The 18,176-nt window shown below is 62.2% G+C and carries 15 protein-coding genes and 1 pseudogene; 9 read left to right on the top strand and 7 right to left on the bottom strand.

The features are described from left to right. Together ACVWYF_RS02315 and ACVWYF_RS02310 are read right to left on the bottom strand one after the other, a co-directional pair. A pseudogene (locus ACVWYF_RS02315) lies at nt 1–507 on the bottom strand (restriction endonuclease subunit S); the annotation flags it as partial. Between the two features lie 98 nt (nt 508–605). Further along, complete coding sequence (locus ACVWYF_RS02310) at nt 606–2,678, bottom strand: N-6 DNA methylase (RefSeq protein WP_457064209.1); 2,073 nt, start codon at nt 2,676–2,678, stop codon at nt 606–608. A gap of 85 nt (nt 2,679–2,763) precedes the next feature. On the opposite strand from ACVWYF_RS02310, the gene ACVWYF_RS02305 reads away from it, so the two are divergent. Beyond that, on the top strand, nt 2,764–3,825 hold the full coding sequence (locus tag ACVWYF_RS02305) for a hypothetical protein (protein WP_457064207.1): 1,062 nt from the start codon (nt 2,764–2,766) through the stop codon (nt 3,823–3,825). Between the two features lie 38 nt (nt 3,826–3,863). Next, nucleotides 3,864–4,556: an ATP-binding cassette domain-containing protein gene (locus tag ACVWYF_RS02300; protein WP_457064205.1), complete on the top strand. Its 693-nt coding sequence runs from the start codon at nt 3,864–3,866 to the stop codon at nt 4,554–4,556. Nucleotides 4,557–4,625: 69 nt separating this feature from the next. On the opposite strand, the gene ACVWYF_RS02295 is transcribed toward ACVWYF_RS02300, so the two are convergent. From ACVWYF_RS02295 to aroQ, 5 genes are all read right to left on the bottom strand, one after another. Further along, nucleotides 4,626–5,351, bottom strand: a complete 726-nt coding sequence (locus tag ACVWYF_RS02295) for a tRNA1(Val) (adenine(37)-N6)-methyltransferase (RefSeq protein ID WP_457064203.1) — start codon at nt 5,349–5,351, stop codon at nt 4,626–4,628. 64 nt (nt 5,352–5,415) lie between these two features. Further along, nucleotides 5,416–5,880, bottom strand: coding sequence for a ribonuclease HI (gene rnhA / locus ACVWYF_RS02290; protein ID WP_457064201.1), 465 nt, complete (start codon nt 5,878–5,880; stop codon nt 5,416–5,418). 1 nt (nt 5,881) lies between these two features. Beyond that, entirely contained in the window at nt 5,882–6,442 is a 561-nt protein-coding gene (locus tag ACVWYF_RS02285; RefSeq protein WP_457064199.1) for a MarC family protein, read from the bottom strand. Nucleotides 6,443–6,555: 113 nt separating this feature from the next. Further along, nucleotides 6,556–7,623: an aminotransferase class V-fold PLP-dependent enzyme gene (locus ACVWYF_RS02280; protein ID WP_457064197.1), complete on the bottom strand. Its 1,068-nt coding sequence runs from the start codon at nt 7,621–7,623 to the stop codon at nt 6,556–6,558. Nucleotides 7,624–7,864: 241 nt separating this feature from the next. Next, nucleotides 7,865–8,311, bottom strand: coding sequence for a type II 3-dehydroquinate dehydratase (gene aroQ / locus ACVWYF_RS02275; RefSeq protein ID WP_457064195.1), 447 nt, complete (start codon nt 8,309–8,311; stop codon nt 7,865–7,867). Nucleotides 8,312–8,486: 175 nt separating this feature from the next. Between aroQ and xerD the strand changes: the two genes are divergently transcribed. The 7 genes from xerD (at nt 8,487) to trhO (ending at nt 18,112) form a co-directional block, all read left to right on the top strand. Beyond that, complete coding sequence (gene xerD / locus ACVWYF_RS02270; protein ID WP_457064193.1) at nt 8,487–9,386, top strand: site-specific tyrosine recombinase XerD; 900 nt, start codon at nt 8,487–8,489, stop codon at nt 9,384–9,386. A 275-nt stretch (nt 9,387–9,661) separates the two neighbouring features. Beyond that, nucleotides 9,662–12,673 (top strand): DNA translocase FtsK 4TM domain-containing protein, encoded by a 3,012-nt coding sequence (locus ACVWYF_RS02265; protein ID WP_457064191.1) that lies wholly within the window; start codon nt 9,662–9,664, stop codon nt 12,671–12,673. A 212-nt stretch (nt 12,674–12,885) separates the two neighbouring features. Then, entirely contained in the window at nt 12,886–13,530 is a 645-nt protein-coding gene (locus tag ACVWYF_RS02260) for a LolA family protein (protein ID WP_457064189.1), read from the top strand. Between the two features lie 148 nt (nt 13,531–13,678). Then, nucleotides 13,679–14,980, top strand: coding sequence for a DUF2851 family protein (locus ACVWYF_RS02255; RefSeq protein ID WP_457064187.1), 1,302 nt, complete (start codon nt 13,679–13,681; stop codon nt 14,978–14,980). Beyond that, a complete protein-coding gene (locus ACVWYF_RS02250; RefSeq protein WP_457064185.1) occupies nt 14,977–16,290 on the top strand; it encodes a hypothetical protein in 1,314 nt (437 codons plus the stop codon). The genes ACVWYF_RS02255 and ACVWYF_RS02250 overlap by 4 nt, the downstream gene beginning before the upstream one ends. 129 nt (nt 16,291–16,419) lie before the next feature. Then, a complete protein-coding gene (locus ACVWYF_RS02245; RefSeq protein WP_216688606.1) occupies nt 16,420–17,052 on the top strand; it encodes a NeuD/PglB/VioB family sugar acetyltransferase in 633 nt (210 codons plus the stop codon). Between the two features lie 115 nt (nt 17,053–17,167). Continuing rightward, nucleotides 17,168–18,112, top strand: a complete 945-nt coding sequence (trhO, locus tag ACVWYF_RS02240) for an oxygen-dependent tRNA uridine(34) hydroxylase TrhO (RefSeq protein ID WP_457064183.1) — start codon at nt 17,168–17,170, stop codon at nt 18,110–18,112. The last annotated feature ends 64 nt before the right edge of the window (nt 18,113–18,176 follow it).

Below are 18,176 nucleotides of genomic sequence, written 5' to 3'. Positions count from 1 at the left end.
CGCGACGAGTTCTTGCTGAACTTCTTCGCTAGGAATCAGAAGTGGAATTTCACCTATCTCTTCCAAGTTGATATTCGCACGAGCCACTGGACGCTTGAAGAAGTCGAGCAGATGCTGACCTAACGCAGATTGTAAATACCAGCAGACGTACTCCCGAAACAAATTGGAACCAGGCAACCGTACCCCAGCAATGGCTTGATTGATATTTGCATGGGCTTCTTGGTCATATACCCCAACCGAACCGATGGTAGCCCCTACAATAGCAACAAGTAGGTCGCCGAAATTTAATTGCGACCGTTTCATTTGCCCCTCGTGGATATATGCGCTAAGGTGAACGTCGCTAGTAGACGAAACTCCACCGTCCTCAGTAATTTCTCCACTTCGCAGGAAACGTATTCCCGCAGGGGGTTTCACATAAGCTGGCCCGCCCGAAGTAGGAGTAGTACCCGAGAAAATAACCGTTGCTATTTGTCCAAGAGTAGTTAATGTTATGCCACTCGCCCGCATTTTCTCGAACAATAGGGCAAAATGCGGCTGAGTTGAGTAAGCGTCGATTCTCTTTTTTAGGTCGCCCCGGTACACGGCAAAATACCGTGTGCCGGGGCCTAGACGAAAAAAGGCGCGGGGTTCCTTTGAAAGCTGCGGTATTGGCCCACGAGGCCGGTGTCGGGAATGATTTCGCGGTGGGTTTCGGTCCAGCCGGTGTTTTTAGGGTCCAGGTCGTCCCAGTGGTAATACACGCGGTAGGTAAACAGGTCGCAGGCGTGCTGCTCCACCTTGGCGGTTTCGGCGGTTTCGCTCTCCACGCTCACCACGTAGGTGGGGCGGCCGGTGGCATCGTAGCCAATGTTTTCGGCCAGGGCCATAAACAGCGGCTCTTTAGCGGCCACGGTTTCGCCGGGCCGCAGCTTGCGCAGGAACACGATGCTGGTTTTCACGCCCGCGTCGTAGTGGGCAAAGGCAAACTGGGGCAGGCTCACCACGGCCAGCACCTGGAAGTGGAGCAGCAGCCAGTCGCGCACACCCTGCAACGACGAGTTGGTGAGAATGCCATCGGGCAGCACCACGGCCGCCCGCCCGGTGCCGGGCTTGAGGAAGGTATGGAGGCGCTCCAGAAACAGGATTTCGGTTTTGATGCTAGCGCGCTCTTTCAGGCTTTTGGCCCCGCGCTTGCCGGCGGGGTCGTCGTCGTTCACGTCGGCGGGGTCGCCGCCGTAGGCCCCGGCGGCGTTCTTGCTCAGGTAGTGGCGCAGCTCAAACTGCTCGATGTAGTTTTCGGCCTTGTCGGCGCGTTTCACCACGGCCCCAAAGGGCGGGTTGGTGAGCACGAGGTCGAAGGCATTGGGGGCGAGGCCGGCGTTTTTGGCCGTGAGGCGGTCCAGGAAGTCCAGCGCGTCGTTGCCCACCACGTTGGTGTGGCCGTCGTCGTGGATAATCATGTTCATTTTGGCCACCCGCGCCAGCTCTTCGTTTATTTCCAGGCCAAAGAGTTTCTTCTCGGCGTAGTCGTGCCAGTAGTTGAAGTGCTTGGTGTGCTGGACGAGGCTGGTTTTGTGGTTCGGAAACAGCTTATCGGCTTCGCGGCGCACATGGTCGAGGGCATAAAGCAAAAAGCCCCCGGAGCCGCAAGCCGGGTCTAGCGTCAGGTCGGTATGCTTGGGGTCGAGCAGCGCCACGGCGAAGGCAATAGGTTCGCGGGGGGTGAAATACTGCCCAAAGTCGCCCTTGAAAAAGCCGCTCATAAATTCCTCAAACGCCACGCCCTTTGTATCAAGGTCGGTGCGGCTCAGGCTGATGCTTTCCAGGTGTTCCACTACCCGCGCCAGCGGCCCATCCTCCACCCGAATCTGGTCCGTGAACACGTCCGGCTCGTCGGCACGCTCCTTGTCATACAGCTTGTGAATGCGCTTGGCCAGGTCGGCATCGGCCTCGCCGCTGCCCACCTGAAAGGCGTAGGGTTCGCCGGCGGGTCGGGCGGCCTTCTCGTCGCGGTGCTTCACAAACACGAGCTTGCAAAACTCGCCAAAGGCCACGATGGGCGAGCGTTTGCCGCCGCCCCACAGCGTTTGGTGGCACTTCCTGATGGCCGAGCGCAGGGCCTCGCGGGACACGGCCCGCAGGTCGTGCCGGTCGTCTTCGCGGTAGAAGCGCCACTTGGGCGGGTCGCCGTAGCCGGTCGGGATGTCGGCTATTTTGTTGCGGTCGCGTTCCAACGGCGAGAACAGCTTGTCATCATCGAAGCGCAGCAGGCGGTGCGTAGTGCTGCCCGACACGGCCCCGGCAAAGGCGGCGCTGAGGGCGGCGCGGTAGCCGCAGGCTTGTTCGAGGGCCTGCAACAGGGCCGAGTCGGAAGCGTCGGCCGCTTTGGTTTCGAGCACGAAGTAGGGCTTCTTGTGGTCGTCGTCGCGGAAAATCACGAGGTCGGCCCGCTTGCTCGCCAGCCGGTCCGGGATGGCAAACTCAATGCGCAGGCGCGTGGCCGGGTACTCGTATTGGTAGATGAGGGCGGCCCAGAGTTCGGCCCGCACCTTTTCTTCGGGGTTGGCCCACTTGGCTTTGTAAAGGAGGGCACCGCCCTTGGCGGCGTAGTAGTAAATGTTTTCGGTTTTGCCGTCGGTGATGAGGGCGGCGAGGCCGTCGTCAAACGCTTGGGGCAGGTAAAGAACAGGTTCAGACATGGAGCGGAGAAATGACTAGCGCGGAAAAGCCCCGAAGGTAAGGCCCCGCCGCACCCCGCCCAAGGCGGCCCCCTCACCACGCAGGATGAAACACCCCCTCCCCGCCAAAACACGGCCGGAGGCAATAGCTTCGCCGCCGCCGTCGTTGCTGCCGCTCATGTCGCCCCTCAACTCTTATCTCACGCTACGCGTCCGTCTGCTGGGCCGGCTGCTCCGCGAAATCGGCGGGCTCCGGCTGGCGCTATTGGTGCCGGTGCTGCTGGCGGCCGTGGGCCGGGGCTTGGTGCTGGCCGCAATGCACCCGGTGGGGCAGTGGGCTGTGCCATTGGTGACGTTTCTGACGCTGGCTTCGGCCCATCGGCATCGGACCGATTTGCAGTTTCTCTTCATCAGCGCGCCGCACTTTCGGCGCTGGCTGGCGGTGGAGTACTTGCTACTGGCGCTGCCTGTAGCGGTGGTGCTGGCCGGTTTTCACGACTGGAGCGCGGCTTTGCTGACGCTGGCGCTGGCCCCGCTGGCGGCGCTGCTGTCTGCGGCCCGTGACAACCGGAGCACCCGGCACCGCGCCCGCAGCCTGTTTCGGAGCGAGGCGTTTGAATGGGTGGGCGGCCTGCGCGCCGGGGGGCTGTGGGCCTGGCCGGTGCTGCTGGCCGGGGCAGTGTGGCAACACGCCTCGCCGCTGGGGCCGGGCGTGGCGCTGGTGGGATGGCTGCTGGTGCTGCTGGCCAGCTACGGCACCCCCGAGCCGGTGACCATGCTGGTGCTGGCGGCCCGCACGCCGGAGCAGTTTCTGCGGCGGCGGCTGGGGCTGGGCGTGGGCTACGCGGCGCTCACGGCCGCGCCGTTTTTCGGACTGCTGGCGGCGGGGCCGGCGGGCGTGGGCGGGGCGGGGGCGGTGGCCGCGTTCTGGCTGGGTCTGGTGGCGCTGCTGATTCTCACTAAATACGCTTTCTATCCCAACGCCACGCACATTCGCACCACGCAGGCGCTGGTGGTGGGCGTGGCGCTCACGCTCTTTGCCCACCCCGTGTACCCGGTACTGTTGCTGGTGGCGGTGGGTGGATTGACTTGGCAAAGCCGAAGGCGGCTGCGGGCGGTGCTGGGGGAGTTAAGAGTTAGCAGTCGAGAGTTAGGAGTTAAGAGTTAAAAACTCCTTCCAATTTTAACTCTTAACGGACTTGCGGTATGCTGGAAATTCTTAATCTGCGCAAGGCTTATGGCCCGCATGTCGTGCTGCATGATGTCAGCCTGAACCTGCTTCCCAGTACCATTCACGGGCTGGTGGGGGCCAACGGCGCGGGTAAAACCACGCTCATCAACTGCCTCTACGGCCTGGAAAACGACTTTGCCGGCACCATCCGCGACACGGCTGGCCCAGCGGTGCGCGAGCATTGCGGGCTGCTGCCCTACGAGCCATATTTCTACCCGCGCCTCACCGGACGCGAGTACCTGGAATTCTGCCTGCAGGCGCGGGGCCGGCCCGTGGTCGATTTCACCGGCTGGAACCAGCTACTGGAACTGCCCCTCGACCAGTATGCCGATGAATACTCGGCCGGCATGCGCAAGAAGCTGGCCCTGCTCGCGCTGCTGGTGCAGCAATTCAGCTACCTCATTCTCGACGAGCCTTATAATGGCCTCGACCTCGAAGCCAACCTGCTACTAAAGGCCATTCTGAAGCGCCTGCGCGAGCGGGGCACAGGCATTTTGCTCACCTCGCACATCCTGGGCGCGCTCACCGAAACCTGCGATGAAATCTCGGTGCTGGTGGATGGGCGCGTGCAGCGGCACTATCTGGCGGCAGAATTTGGGACGTTGGAGGCTGATTTGCTTGATAGCCTGCACCGCGAAAAGCTAGGCCTGCTGGCCGGGCTCATTTAGCGCGTGAAGTAGCGCGGACTTTGTAGTCCGCGAATCCAACGAGCTTACTCGCGGACTACAAAGTCCGCGCTACAGCGCCAAATAAAACCCCGCGAGCAACGCCCGAAACTCCGCCGAATACTCGGCCTCGTTTTCCGCTGTTCGGATAATCAACTCCGTTTCTCGCAAAGCCCCCGCCCCGCGCCGAAAGCCGGTGATGTGCCGGAGTGCTTTGCTGCCGGGCCGGTGCCGCACCACCAGCCGCGTGGCCGGGAGCAACCCCACTGCGGCAGCCGCCTGCTCAAACGCCCGCATCTCCGGGGGCGGCAGCAGCACGGTGAGCAAGCCTGCCGACGATAGAAACTCCGCCGCGAAAGCCACTACTGCTTCAAAAGAAAGGGAGCCGGCCGCCTCGTGGCGGGCCGTGGTGCGGGCCGCATCCGGCGAGCGCAGCGACTGCCGGAAAAACGGCGGGTTGCAAATAATGTGGCTAAATGGCGCGGGGTGCGTGGCGGCATACTCGGCCAAACTCATGGCCCGTATTTCGATGCGTTCAGCCCACGGGCTACCCGCCGCATTGCTTGCCGCCTGGGCTGCCGCCACCGCATCAATCTCTACCGCTTCGATTTTGACGGTGAGGTAGCGCTGGGCGGCCATAAGGGCCAGCAGCCCGGTGCCGGTACCGATGTCGAGCAGGCGCGTGGCCCCGGTGAGGTCGGCCGCCGCGCCCAGCAGGCAGGCGTCGGTGCTCACCTTCATGGCGCAATTGGCCTGCTCGATTCGGAACTGCTGGAACTGGAAGTAGTCGTTGGGCATAAAGTAGCGCGAACTCTGTAGTCCGCGTCTGGTGTGGCAATAGCGAACTGTGCAGGGACGCGGACTACAAAGTCCGCGCTACTGCTTCATACCCCTCATCCACCAGCAGCCCTTTGCCCAGGGCGCTTTGCACGGCCAGCACGTCGCAGCGTTCGTTTTCGGCGTGTCCGGCGTGGCCTTTTATCCAGTGGAAGCTGACGGTGCGCTGCTTGTAGATGCGCAGGAAGCGCCGCCACAGGTCCTCATTGGCCTTTTTGCCGAAATCGGCTTTGGCGGCCCAGCCGAACACCCACTTTTTCTCCACGGCATCGACCACGTATTTGGAATCGGAGACGACGCGGATGGGCAGGGCGGGATTGGTCACGGCTTCGAGGCCGACTATCACGGCCAGCAGCTCCATGCGGTTGTTGGTGGTGTGGCGGAAGCCCTGGGTGAGCTCCTTCTCGTGGGGGCCGTAGCGCAGGATGGCGCCGTAGCCGCCCGGGCCCGGGTTGCCGCGCGCCGAGCCGTCGGTGAACAGGTGAATCATCTTAAAAATTAGCCTTGAATAACTTGATGGCAATGGCCAGCAGAATGACGCCGAACACCCGGCGCAGCACGTCCTCGCCGGCTTTGCCGAGCTTGCGCTCAATCCAGGGGCTGGTTTTGAGCACGGCGTAGACAAATACAAGGTTGAGCATAATGCCGACCAGGATGTTGGGCAGCGTGTAGGCGGCGCGCAGCGAGAGCAGCGTGGTCATGGTGCCGGCCCCGGTGATGAGCGGAAACGCCAGCGGCACAATGGAGCCGGTGCTGGCCGTGAGGTCGGAATGAAAAAGCTGGATGCCAAGTATCATTTCGAGTCCGATGAGGAAGATAATGACCGCGCCGGCCAGTGCAAAGCTCTCGTTATCGACCCCAAACAACCGCAGGATGCTCTGGCCCAGGAACAGGAAAGCCACCATGAGGCAGCCCGCCACGATGGTTGCCAGCTCGGCTTTAATCTGTCCCTCGCGCTGCCGAATCTGAATGATAATCGGGATGGAGCCGATGATGTCAATAACGGCAAACAGCGTGAGCGTGACAGAGAAGATTTGCTGGAGGGAGAACATCTGATTTAATTATGATTTACGAATTATCAATTATGAATTAGGTGCTGAACAGGAAGCCCGCGAAGCAAGCCAAACCCCAATTCATAACTCATAATTTTTAATTCATAATTATTTTATCCCGGATACTCCTTGGCGAAAAACTGTACCAGGGCTTCCATGGCAGCATCGGGCACGGCGGGGAAGTTGGCGATGCGGATGGTGGTGTTTTTCAGCGGGCCGTAGCCGCTGCCCAGCTGCAGGCCGGCTTCCTTGGCTTTGGCTTTGATTTCTTCAATCAATCCGGCCTCGCCGCGCAGGCCGATGACGGTGGTGGAGCGGGTTTCGTAGTTGTGGATGAGGGGCGTGAGCGGGGTGGCCTGCTCGAAGAAGGCGTAGAGCTTTTCGGCGCGGTCGGCGAGGTGCTGATGCACGGTTTTGATGGGCTCGCGGTCGGCCAGCACGCGGCTGAGCAGGTAAATGCCCAGCACGTTGGGCGTGTAGTTGGTTTGATGGTTGAGCATCTGGCTCAGCATGGCGGGCAGGCCGTTGTAGTGGGCGCGGTCGTTCACGAGTTTGGCCTGGGCCACGGCGCGGGGCGACAAAATCATCACGCCCAGGCCGGCGGGCAGCCCAAAGCACTTTTGCACCGAGCCGTACCAGATGTCGGCCTTGATGTATTTCAGGTTCAGGCCGGCCAGCGAGCTGGTGGCATCCACGGCCAGCAACGCCCCGCCGAGGCGGTTGTAGAGGTTCAGGATGAAGCCTTCGCGGAGCTGGGTGGCTGTGCTGGTTTCGTTCTGGGTGATGCACACCAGGTCGGTATCGTCGGGGGCGAAGGGCAGGCTGGCCACGTCGGGCAGTTCATCGAGCCCGAAGCTCAGGCCTGTGCTGGCCGGCCGGATGGCCTGGGCGTACTTGAACCACTTCTCGCCAAAGTCGCCGTTATAAAGATGGAACGAGCGGCGCGGGGTGAGGCTCTGGGCCAGAATTTCCCAGCACTCGGTGGCCGAGCCCGTGAACAGGACCGTGTAGTCCTGCGGCACGTTGAGCTTGGTTTTGAGGTCGGCCACGGCCTGGCGCACCAGGGCGGTCACCTTTTCGGAGCGGTGCGGGGCCGAGAGCCAGCCCTCGTCAAAGGCATCGGTGAGGTACTGCCGAACGGCGGGATATACGGCCGAAGGCCCGGGATTGAAAGTATACATGAACGAGAAAGGCTAAAGGAGAGGGGCACCGCCACCGCAAAGGTAGCGGCTGGGCCAACCGCCGGAAGAACGATTTTGGAACCGGCGGGCGCACTGCTCAACGGTTCGCTACTAGCTTTCGGTGTATCGAACAACTTGCCCGGTCCTTCAAACACTTTCCCCACCCTTCCGAACATTATCCAGACTGTTCGTAACGGTGGGAAGACCGTTTGCAGTACCAGATGGGGTGTTCGGAAGCTTTTTACACCCGAAAGCCCACGCGCTTGGGCGTCTGGTTCACGAACCACTGCACGGCCAGCCGGTAGCTTTCCAGCCCGAAGCCGCTGATGCTGCCCGCGCAGTGCCGCCCAAACAGGCTTTTCTGGCGGAAGTCCTCGCGGGCGTGCAGGTTGCTCAGATGCACCTCCACCACGGGCGCACTGATGGCGGCCACGGCATCGGCCAGGGCCACGCTGGTGTGGGTGTAGCCCCCGGCATTTAATATAATGCCGTGGTGAATGAAGCCGACTTCGTGCAGCTTATCCAGTATCGCTCCCTCGTGGTTGGATTGAAACTGCGTGAGCTTCACTTGCGGGAAGGCTTCTTCAAGCTCGGGGAAAAAGTCTTCGAACGAGCGGTTGCCGTAGATGCCGGGCTCGCGGCGGCCGAGCAGGTTGAGGTTGGGGCCGTTGATGATTAGGATGTCCATGCGTAGGGGCGGGGAGAAGGTATGGGGGTTGAATACAAAAGAACGTCATGCAGCGCGCAGCGAAGCATCTTTACCGCAGTCAGTAATCCAATCGAATGAGTTAGTGCTGGCGGTAAAGATGCTTCGCTGCGCGCTGCATGACGTTCTTTGAACCTCGAAAATCCTCCCGCAACCCATGACCTGGCCCCTTGCCCTCAAACAATTCGACGGCTACCTGCGCCTCGAAAAATCCCTCTCGCCCAATTCGGTAGAAGCTTACGTGCGCGACATCACCAAGCTTCAGCAGTTTCTCATCATCCAGAAATTGCACCTCGGCCCCACGCAGGTGAGCACCGAGGTGCTACGCGAATTTCTCAACACCCTGCAAGGGCTGGGCCTGAGCGCCACCTCGCAGGCCCGCACCCTCTCGGGCCTGAAGGCGTTTTTCAGCTTCCTCATCATGGAAGACCTGCTCAAGCTCGACCCCACCGACACCCTAGAAGCCCCCAAAACCGGCCGCCACCTGCCCGACACCCTCAGCTACCCCGAAGTGGAGCAGCTGCTGGCCGCCATCGACCTGAGCACCGACGAAGGCCTGCGCACCCGCGCCCTGCTCGAAGTGCTCTACTCCTCCGGCCTGCGCGTGAGCGAGCTCTGCGACTTGCGCCTGAGCAACATCTACGTCGACGAAGGCTTCATGAAAGTGGTGGGCAAGGGCAACAAGGAGCGCCTCGTGCCCGTGGGCCGCGAAGCCCTCAAGCACCTCAACTTCTACCTCAGCGGCGTGCGCGGGCATTTGGACATCAAGCCCGGCAGCGAAGATTTCGCCTTTCTGAGCAAGAATGGCCGGCCGCTCTCGCGCATCACCGTGTTCACCACCCTCAAGAAGCTGGCCGAGCAGGCGGGCCTGCGCAAAACCATCAGCCCGCACACGCTGCGCCATTCCTTCGCCACGCATTTGATAGAAGGCGGGGCCGACCTGCGCGCCGTGCAGGAGATGCTGGGCCACGCCAGCATCACGACTACCGAGATTTACACGCACCTGGACCGGGACTTCCTGCGGCAGGTCATCACCGAGTTTCATCCGCGCAGCTAGGGTGGGGTGGGGTGGGGGAGGGAGCGAAACTCTCCTCCTCATCTGAGGAGGGGATGTTCAGCCACCAAGCTGAATGAGGGTGGTTGAACTCGTTGAACGATACTCGAACAACACCGCCCCAAGTCGTTCAACGAATTCAACCACCCCCGTTTCCGCTGCGCGGAAACATCCCCTCCTTATCTGAGGAGGGGAGTTGTCGTTCCGATACCCCGATTTAACTCATCCGTCCGTTTACCGCCCGCATTGTGTAAATTTGACCTTTCTGCACCCGTCGAATGGCCGATAATCGTTATACAAACCCTCCCGCCGGCCCCTCGGCTAACCGCCCGAACGAGCCCCGGGCCAACCGCCGCAACGAGCCGCGCCCCAACGCGCCGGCCCCCGAGCCCGCCCCCGCCGCCCGCCCGGAGCCCCGCCAAGCCGCCGCCAACGTGCCCAAAGCCGCCCGCGCCGCCCAGGCCCCAGCGGCTAAACCCGCCAAGCCGCCCCGCGCCCCGCGCGGCACCCTGCCCGGCGTAGGCAACCTGCTGAGCCTGCTGCGCGACCGCCGCTTTCATCTCTTCGTGGGCTTCGGGCTGCTGCTGGGCAGCCTCTACCTCACCATCGCCTTCACCTCCTTCCTCTTCACCGGCCACGCCGACCAGAGCGTGGTGGGGGCCATGAGCACCCTGCCGGTGAAGGAAGCCGGGGCCGAATCGCACAACTGGCTGGGCCTGCTCGGGGCCTGGGCCGCCGAGCTGTTCATCTACAAGCTGTTTGGCGTGGCGGCGTTTGCCCTAATTCCCATCGTGTTTTTTCTGGGGTATAAGATTGTGTTCCGCACCGCGCCGGTTTCGGTGAGCTACGTACTGGCCCTGGGCCTGTTCACGATGGCCTGGCTGAGCGTGTTGATGGGCTACGTGGTGGTGTCGCTGGCTGCGCCGGGGGCCGACCCCGGGCTGGCCCACCGCCTCGATTTCTTGTGCGGCGGCGTGGGCTTTGAGGCCGCTTCCTGGCTCGATAGCCTCATTGGCTGGGGCACGGTACTGCTGCTGGCCTTCGCCCTGATTTCGTTCGTGGTGTTTTTCTTCAACGTTACCAGCCTCAACCTGGGCCGCTTCCGCAGCCTCAGCACCGAGGACGATGCCGACGAAGACGCCGAGCTGGAAGCCGAAATCGCCGCCGAGCAGGCCGCCGCGATTCAGCTCACTCCCGCGCCCGCCGCCCCGGCTATGACGCTCAAGACCCGCCCGGTCGCGCCGGAAGCTACGGCTACGTCTTCCGCTACGGTTGCCGCTGGAGGAATGCAGGCAACCGGTCCGGCTCTGGAGCTTAATGCGGATGACGAGACGGATGAAGCCCAGGCATTCGTAAAGGAATACGAGCCCGCTCCCCGGCCCGGCGCGGGCCTGCCGCTGGCCGTGGCCGGCGCAGTAGTTACGCCGGCCGCTATGGCTGCTGCGGGCGCGGCTACTGCTGCCGCTACTGCCGCTTCAACGGTAGGCGCCGCGCTACCGCTGGCCGTCTCCGGCCCGTCGTTTTCCATCGAAATGCCCACGGCAGAGGAAGAACTGGCCGTCGCGCCGAGCGTGCCCGCGTCCACCATTCCCACGCCGCTTTCGCTGGCTGATTTGGCCGATGGCGACGCACCCTTGCCCGCGCCCCGCGTCCCGCTGCCCACGCCGCGCCCGCTGGAGCTCGTAACGCCCGGCCGCGACGACCTCGACCCCAACGCCGGGGCCGACATCGCCGCCGTGGCCGATGAGGATGAAGACCCCGACGCCATGCCCGCCGGCAACTACGACCCCACCCTGGAGCTTTCCCGCTTCCAGTTCCCCACCTTGGAACTGCTCAACGACTACGGCATCGCCAAAGCCCAGGTAACCAAGGAGGAACTCGAAGCCAACAAGGACCGCATCGTGGAGACGCTGGGGCACTACGGCATCAGCATCGCCAGCATCAAGGCCACTATCGGGCCCACGGTCACGCTCTATGAAATCGTGCCCGAGGCGGGGGTTCGCATCTCCAAAATCAAGGCACTGGAAGATGACATTGCCCTGAGCCTGGCCGCTTTGGGCATCCGCATCATCGCGCCCATTCCGGGCAAGGGCACCATCGGTATCGAGGTACCGAACGCCAAGAAAGAAATGGTGAGCATCCGCTCAGTGCTGGGCTCGGAGAAGTTCGCCCGCACCGAAATGGACCTGCCCATTGCCTTCGGCCGCACCATTACCAACGAGGTGTTCGTGGCTGACCTGGCCAAGATGCCCCACCTGCTCATGGCCGGGGCCACGGGCCAGGGCAAGTCCGTTGGCCTGAACGTAATTCTGGCCTCGCTGCTCTACAAGCGCCACCCGGCCACGCTGAAGTTCGTGCTCGTGGACCCCAAGAAGGTGGAATTGAGTATCTTCAACAAGATTGAGCGCCACTACCTGGCCAAACTGCCCGACACCGACGAGGCCATCATCACCGATACTAAGAAGGTGGTGAACACGCTGAACTCGCTCTGCATGGAGATGGACCGGCGCTACGACCTCCTGAAGGAAGCCGGCTGCCGTAACCTGAAGGAATACAACGCCAAGTTCATCGAGCGCCGACTCAACCCCAAGAAAGGTCACCGCTTCCTGCCCTTCATCGTGCTGGTCATCGACGAGCTGGCCGACCTGATGATGACGGCCGGCAAGGAAGTGGAAACGCCCATTGCGCGCCTGGCCCAGCTGGCCCGCGCCATCGGCATTCACCTCATCGTGGCCACCCAGCGCCCCTCGGTGAACGTGATTACCGGCATCATCAAGGCCAACTTCCCTTGCCGGATTTCCTTTAAGGTGACCAGCAAAATCGACTCGCGCACCATCCTGGACACCGGCGGCGCCGACCAGCTCATCGGCCAGGGCGACATGTTGTTCTCGGCCGGTTCCGACCTGATTCGGGTGCAGTGCGCCTTCATCGACACGCCGGAAGTGGACCGCGTCTGCGACTTCATCGGCGAGCAGCAGGGCTATTCCGATGCCTACCTGCTGCCCGAAGTGGCCGGGGCCGACGGCGACGCTGGCAGCGGCAACGAAGAAATGGACCCCTCGGAGCGCGACTCCATGTTTGAGGACGCGGCCCGCTGCATCGTGCTGCACCAGCAGGGCAGCACCAGCCTACTCCAGCGCAAGCTGAAGCTGGGCTACAACCGGGCCGGCCGCCTCATCGACCAGCTCCAGCACGCCGGCATCGTGGGTCCGTTTGAGGGCAGCAAGGCCCGCGACGTGCTCATTCCCGACGAGTACCAGTTGGAGCAGTTGTTGAACTCGATGAAGTAGCACAAGCTTGAGCCTCCGACGAGCGGAGCGGATAAAGACGCAGCCAACAAAACGGTTACCGATACCCGCTCCGCTCGTCGGAGGCTAAAGCTTACGCTACTTTTTTCCCTTCATCGATGCTTCATTGGGATTTTGGCCGGACGTTTGTTAAACGAAATCCGTATCAGGCTTTCCAAGCCCCGCACAAGCGCCTTTTGAACTCTCCTCTTCTAATGAAAAAATCAATTTCCTTCCTGCTGCTCGCGGTTTCGCTGGCTTTGCCCGCCGCCGCCCAGCAAGACCCCAAAGCCGGTAAAATCCTCGACCAGATGAGCGCCAAATACCAGGCGCTGAAAGCATTTCAGGCTACTTTCACCCAGACGCTGGAAAATCCCAGCGCCAAAGTGAAGCAGAACATCAACGGCGATATCGTGGTGAGCGGCCAGAAATTCCGCCTCAAAATCAGCGGCCAGGAGGTCATCACCGACGGCAAAACTACCTGGACCTACTTGAAGAACGAAAACGAGGTCAATATCTCCGACGCAGACCCCGACACGCAGGAAATGTCGCCCTCCCAGATTTACACGATGTATAAAAAGGGCTACAAATACACCTACGTGCAGCAGGTGACGGAAGGCGGTGAGCCGCTCGACGTGATTGAGTTAGCCCCCGAAAACCGCCAGAATGACGTGTTCAAAGTGCGCCTGAAAGTGCGCAAAAAAGATACCTCAATTAAGAGTTGGCAGGTCTTCAAGAAGAGTGGCAACCAGTACACTTTTCTCATCAAGAACTTCAAGCCCAATCCGCCCACCGATGCCAGTACATTCGCCTTCGACAAGGCCAAGTACAAGGGTGTGAAGGTGGTGGACCTGCGCTAATTAATTAGTTATCAGTTGTTGGTTGTCGGCTGTTGGGCCGATGAATGCTGCGGCCCGCTTCGAAAGAGGCGGGCCGCTTCTACTTTGTGCGGTAGTCAGTTTTACCGCCGACAACGGATAACCAGCAACTGACAACTAATTTGCAGCCATGCACGAAGATTTCCTCCACTACGTCTGGCAGCACCAGTATTTTGATAAGGCCGACCTGCGCACGGCCGAAGGCGAGGAAATCCAGGTGCTGAAACCCGGCCACCGCAACGCCGACGCCGGTCCCGATTTCCTGAACGCCCGCCTGCGCGTGGGCGAAGTAGAGTGGAATGGGGCCGTGGAAATCCACCTCCGCGCCTCCGACTGGTCCCGCCATAACCACCAAATCGACCCTAAATACGACCAGGTAATTCTGCACGTAGTGGGCCAGCACGATGCCGATGTGGCCCGCACCAACGGCAGCCTGATTCCCGCCCTGGCCCTTCAAACCCGCCTCGCCCCCGAGCTGCTGGCCCGCTACCAGGCCTTGGTAGAAGCGCCCGCCGCCGCGTCCTTGCCCTGTGCGCCGCTGCTGCATCTGGTGCCCGAAATCACCCGCACAATGATGACCGAGCGCGCCCTGCTGGAGCGCGTGGAGCGCAAGGCCGACGACGTGATGGCCCTGCACCAGCACCTCGGCCAGGACTGGGAAGCCACCGCCTACCACGCGCTCATGGCCGCGTTCGGCTTCCAGAAGAACAGTGAACCGCTGGCCCGCCTGGCCAAAGCCCTGCCGCTAAGCGTGCTGCGCCGCCACCGCCACGACCAGCGCCAGCTCGAAGCCTTGCTGTTCGGGCAGGCCGGGTTTCTGATTGAAAATGAGGAGACTGCCGCCGATGACTACATCCGGGACCTGAGGCAGGAATACGAGTTTCTGCGGCATAAGTACAAGCTGGCGGATGCCGCGCTGGTCGTACACGAGTGGAACTACCTGCGCCTGCGGCCGGCCAATTTTCCGCCCGTGCGGCTAGGCCAGTTGGCGGGCCTGTTGCACGCCCGGCCGGCATTGTTCGATGCCCTGCTCACGGCCCAAAGCGTGGCCGCGCTGGAGGAGTTTTTTCAGGCCCCCGCGCCGGCCTATTGGCGGGCGCACTTCCGGCCCGGTCGGCCGGGCAAGGTGCCGGGTTTGGGCAAAACTAGCATCGACCTGCTCATCACCAACGTGGTGGTGCCGCTGCGCGTGGCCTACGCCCGGCACGTAGGCCAGCCCGCGCTGGTTGAAAGCAGCGTGGCCCTGCTGAGCGAGCTGCCGGCTGAGCACAACCAGTACACCGACGTGTACGAGGCGCTGGGCTTCGCACACCGCACGGCCGCCGACTCCCAAGGGCTGCTGGCACTGCACAAAAGCTACTGCGCGCCGCGCCGCTGCTTGCACTGCGCCATCGGCAGTCGCTTGGTGCAACAACCTCGCGTGGCCCGGTGAAAATAATGCTGGCCATTTTGCTCAATGCGGCCCTGCTGGCCAGCCTGCTGCCGTGGCTGCGGCGGCAGTGGCGTGAGGCTCCGGCGGGCTGGTGGCGGGCCGCGCTCGTGGCCGGCCTGGGTGTGCGCGTAGCCGTGGGGCTGGCCCGGAACTGGCATTTGCAGCTCGATGCCAAATTTATGAGCGACCTGAGCCAGCCCATCACGGCGCAACTGTGGGCGCACCCGGGCCGGGCGTGGCAGACGCTTACGCAGGCCGTCACGCTTATCCATTTCAAATACTACACGGCTGTCTACCAAGGGCTTTCCAACACCTGGTTCTTCATCAAAGTGCTGGCTTTTTTGAATCTGGCCTCGGGCGGAACAGGCTGGCTGAATGGTTTGTATCTGAGCCTGTTCGCCTTCGTGAGCTGCTGGCAGCTGGTGCGGGTGCTGGCCCGCGTATTTCCGCATACGCCGGCCGGGGCCGGCGCGGTGGCATTTCTGCTGTGGCCATCGGTGTGGTTCTGGGCCGCAGGGCTGAGCAAGGAGTCGTTGCTGGTGGGCAGCGGGGCGTGGCTGACCGCGTTGGTGCTGGAGCGGCTGTATGGTGAGCCGGGGGGGCGGCCGCCCGCCGCTTGGTGGCACCGGGCCGGCTGGTGGCTGGCGGTGGTGGCATTGGCTTTTGTCCATTTCAAAATGCGCTACTTTTTTGCCGCGCCGCTGCTGGCGGTGCTGGTGGGGCTGGCGCTGGTGCGGGGCCTGCAAGTGCGCGGACTGGCGCGGCCCCGCTGGGCGCAGGCTCTGGCGCTGCTGGCTGTGCTGGGCTCTGGCCTGTGGCTGGCCCAGCAGCTCAGCGTGGCGTTCAGCGTAAATAAATTCACCAATCAGGTGGTGCGCGTCTATACTTCCGACCTGCCCAACCTGGTGGGGCGGCCCCATTTTGAGTACCCCGACCTGCGCCCCACGCTGGAGAGCGTGCTGAGCTATGCCCCGCTGGCGGTGGCCAATACCCTTACGCGCCCTTATCTGGGCGAGGCCCGCGAGCCACGGCTGGCCGCCGCCGGAGCCGAAAACCTGCTCTTGCTGCTCTTGCTGATAGTGGCCGCCGTGGGCGCGGTGCGGGGCCGGGCGGGGCATCTGCCGTTTGTGCTGGGGCTGGGGCTGGTGATTTTCTGCGTCGTGCTGGCTGCTTTGATGGGGCTAACCACGCCCAACCTGGGCTCCTTGCACCGCTACCGCAGCGACCTCATGCCGTATCTGGTGCTGCTGCTGCTGCAAAACGACTACGCGGCCGCAGCGCTGCGGCGGCTCGGGTTTCGGGAGAAATAACCGTCGGCCCGGCCTGTGCATTCTTGCGAAACTGCCCCTGCGGCGCATGCCGTACCTTTGCACCGCCGGGCCGGGCAGCGGCGCAATTTGCGGCCGGCCGGCCCGGCCTTCCTCATCTGAATTCCCTCCATGGAAAACCCCGTTATCATTCTTGGTGCCCAAACCGTGGGCACCGCCGCCCTCGACGCTTTTCTCTCCAACGACGTGGTCGTGTACTGCATGCTCGACGACGATAAGAAGCTGCAAGGCACCGAGCTGCTCGACGTGCCCGTGATGGGCAACACCGACGACGGCGAGCTGCTGAAGCTGCTGGGCAAAAAGTGCGAAGTTTTCGTGGCCACCGAAGACACCGCCAGCCGCCGCAGCCTCACCCAGATGCTGCGCACCGAGTACGAAGCCGTGCCCGTCAATGCCATTCACGAGCGGGCCAGCGTGTCGAACCATGCCACCCTGGGCCACGGCAACTACATCGGCCCCAACGCCGTGGTGGCCGCCACCGCCACCCTCGGCGATGGTTGCCTGGTGGGGGCCAATGCCGTGGTAGAAGCCCGCGCCACCGTGGGCGATTACGCCCAGTTGGGCAGCGGTGCCCTGCTCGGGGCCGATGTGAAAGTGGGCGAGCAAGCCTTCATCGGAGCCGGCGCGGTAGTAGTGGCCGGCGTAAAAATCGGCGACAAAGCCCGCGTTGGGGCCGGCTCCGTGGTAGTGGCCGACGTGGCGAACGGCCAGACGGTGTTCGGCAACCCGGCGGTTAAAGTGTAATTAAAAATAAAGAATTATGAATTAAAAATTGGCAGGCGGTACGGAAAGTAATGAAGCCGCAGCTAGTGAAAAAATTCTTAATTCTTAATTCATAATTTTTAATTTTTAATTGAACATGTATCAGGTTCTTCTTTATTACTGCTATACGCCGCTCGACAACCCCGAGCAGTTCCGCGACGAGCACCACCGCTTGTGCCTGGCGCTGGACTTGCGCGGGCGGATCATCGTGGCGGCCGAGGGGCTGAACGGTACGGTATCGGGCACGCACGAAAGCTGCGCCGCCTATATGGCGGCCGTGAAAGCCGACCCACGCTTCGCCGCCCTGGAGTTTAAGGTTGACGAGGTGGCAGCCCACACCTTCCAGAAGCTGCACGTGCGGGTGAAGCCGGAAATTGTGCATAGCAGCCTGCACACCATGAAGCCGCACGAAAAAACCGGCCAGCACCTTTCACCCGAAGAATTCCGGGCGCTGAAGGACCGCGACGACGTAGTGGTGGTGGACGTGCGCTCGGACTATGAGTACAACCTCGGCCGTTTTAAGGACGCCGTGACGCTGGATATGGAAAACTTCCGCGACTTCCCCGAGCGCGTCGAGCGCCTCAGGGAATTCAAGGATAAGAAAATCCTGACTTACTGCACCGGCGGCGTGAAGTGCGAAAAAGCCAGCGCCTACCTTCTGGAGCAGGGTTTTGAGAACGTGTACCAGTTGCACGGCGGCATCATCAAGTACGGCATCGAGGCCGGGGGCGAGGATTTTGACGGCCAGTGCTACGTGTTCGACAACCGCGTGGCCGTGGACGTGAACCGCGTGAACCCCACCGTGATTTCGCGCTGCCACCACTGCCAGCAGCCCAGCGCCCGCCTCATCAACTGCGCCAATCCGCACTGCAACGCCCACCTGCCGCTCTGCGAAGCCTGCGGCACCACCCTGCAAGGGGCCTGCTCCGATGCCTGCGCCGCCCACCCCGACAAGCGCGTGTACGACGGCACTGGCACTTACCCCAAGCTCAGCAACCACTACAACCCCGCCCAGGGCCTGGCTTCCTACGCTAAGGCTTAATTATGCATTAAAAATTAGTAATTGTGAATTCACACTCAGTCAATGGAATAGTCCGGCTGCCTGG

The sequence above is a fragment of the Hymenobacter sp. UYAg731 genome (assembly GCF_054061335.1).
The sequence above is the reverse complement of the archived record's forward strand: the minus strand, read 5'-3'. Positions and strand labels throughout refer to the sequence as shown.

Excerpts from the sequence above, each read along its gene's own strand:
- ACVWYF_RS02245 (WP_216688606.1), top strand. The coding sequence starts at position 16,420 with ATGGAAAACCCCGTTATCATTCTTGGTGCCCAAACCGTGGGCACCGCC.
- xerD (WP_457064193.1), top strand. The coding sequence starts at position 8,487 with ATGACCTGGCCCCTTGCCCTCAAACAATTCGACGGCTACCTGCGCCTC.
- ACVWYF_RS02300 (WP_457064205.1), top strand. The coding sequence starts at position 3,864 with ATGCTGGAAATTCTTAATCTGCGCAAGGCTTATGGCCCGCATGTCGTG.
- ACVWYF_RS02255 (WP_457064187.1), top strand. The coding sequence starts at position 13,679 with ATGCACGAAGATTTCCTCCACTACGTCTGGCAGCACCAGTATTTTGAT.
- aroQ (WP_457064195.1), bottom strand. The coding sequence starts at position 8,311 with ATGGACATCCTAATCATCAACGGCCCCAACCTCAACCTGCTCGGCCGC.
- ACVWYF_RS02295 (WP_457064203.1), bottom strand. The coding sequence starts at position 5,351 with ATGCCCAACGACTACTTCCAGTTCCAGCAGTTCCGAATCGAGCAGGCC.
- rnhA (WP_457064201.1), bottom strand. The coding sequence starts at position 5,880 with ATGATTCACCTGTTCACCGACGGCTCGGCGCGCGGCAACCCGGGCCCG.
- ACVWYF_RS02260 (WP_457064189.1), top strand. The coding sequence starts at position 12,886 with ATGAAAAAATCAATTTCCTTCCTGCTGCTCGCGGTTTCGCTGGCTTTG.
- ACVWYF_RS02310 (WP_457064209.1), bottom strand. The coding sequence starts at position 2,678 with ATGTCTGAACCTGTTCTTTACCTGCCCCAAGCGTTTGACGACGGCCTC.
- ACVWYF_RS02305 (WP_457064207.1), top strand. The coding sequence starts at position 2,764 with ATGAAACACCCCCTCCCCGCCAAAACACGGCCGGAGGCAATAGCTTCG.
- trhO (WP_457064183.1), top strand. The coding sequence starts at position 17,168 with ATGTATCAGGTTCTTCTTTATTACTGCTATACGCCGCTCGACAACCCC.
- ACVWYF_RS02285 (WP_457064199.1), bottom strand. The coding sequence starts at position 6,442 with ATGTTCTCCCTCCAGCAAATCTTCTCTGTCACGCTCACGCTGTTTGCC.
- ACVWYF_RS02280 (WP_457064197.1), bottom strand. The coding sequence starts at position 7,623 with ATGTATACTTTCAATCCCGGGCCTTCGGCCGTATATCCCGCCGTTCGG.
- ACVWYF_RS02265 (WP_457064191.1), top strand. The coding sequence starts at position 9,662 with ATGGCCGATAATCGTTATACAAACCCTCCCGCCGGCCCCTCGGCTAAC.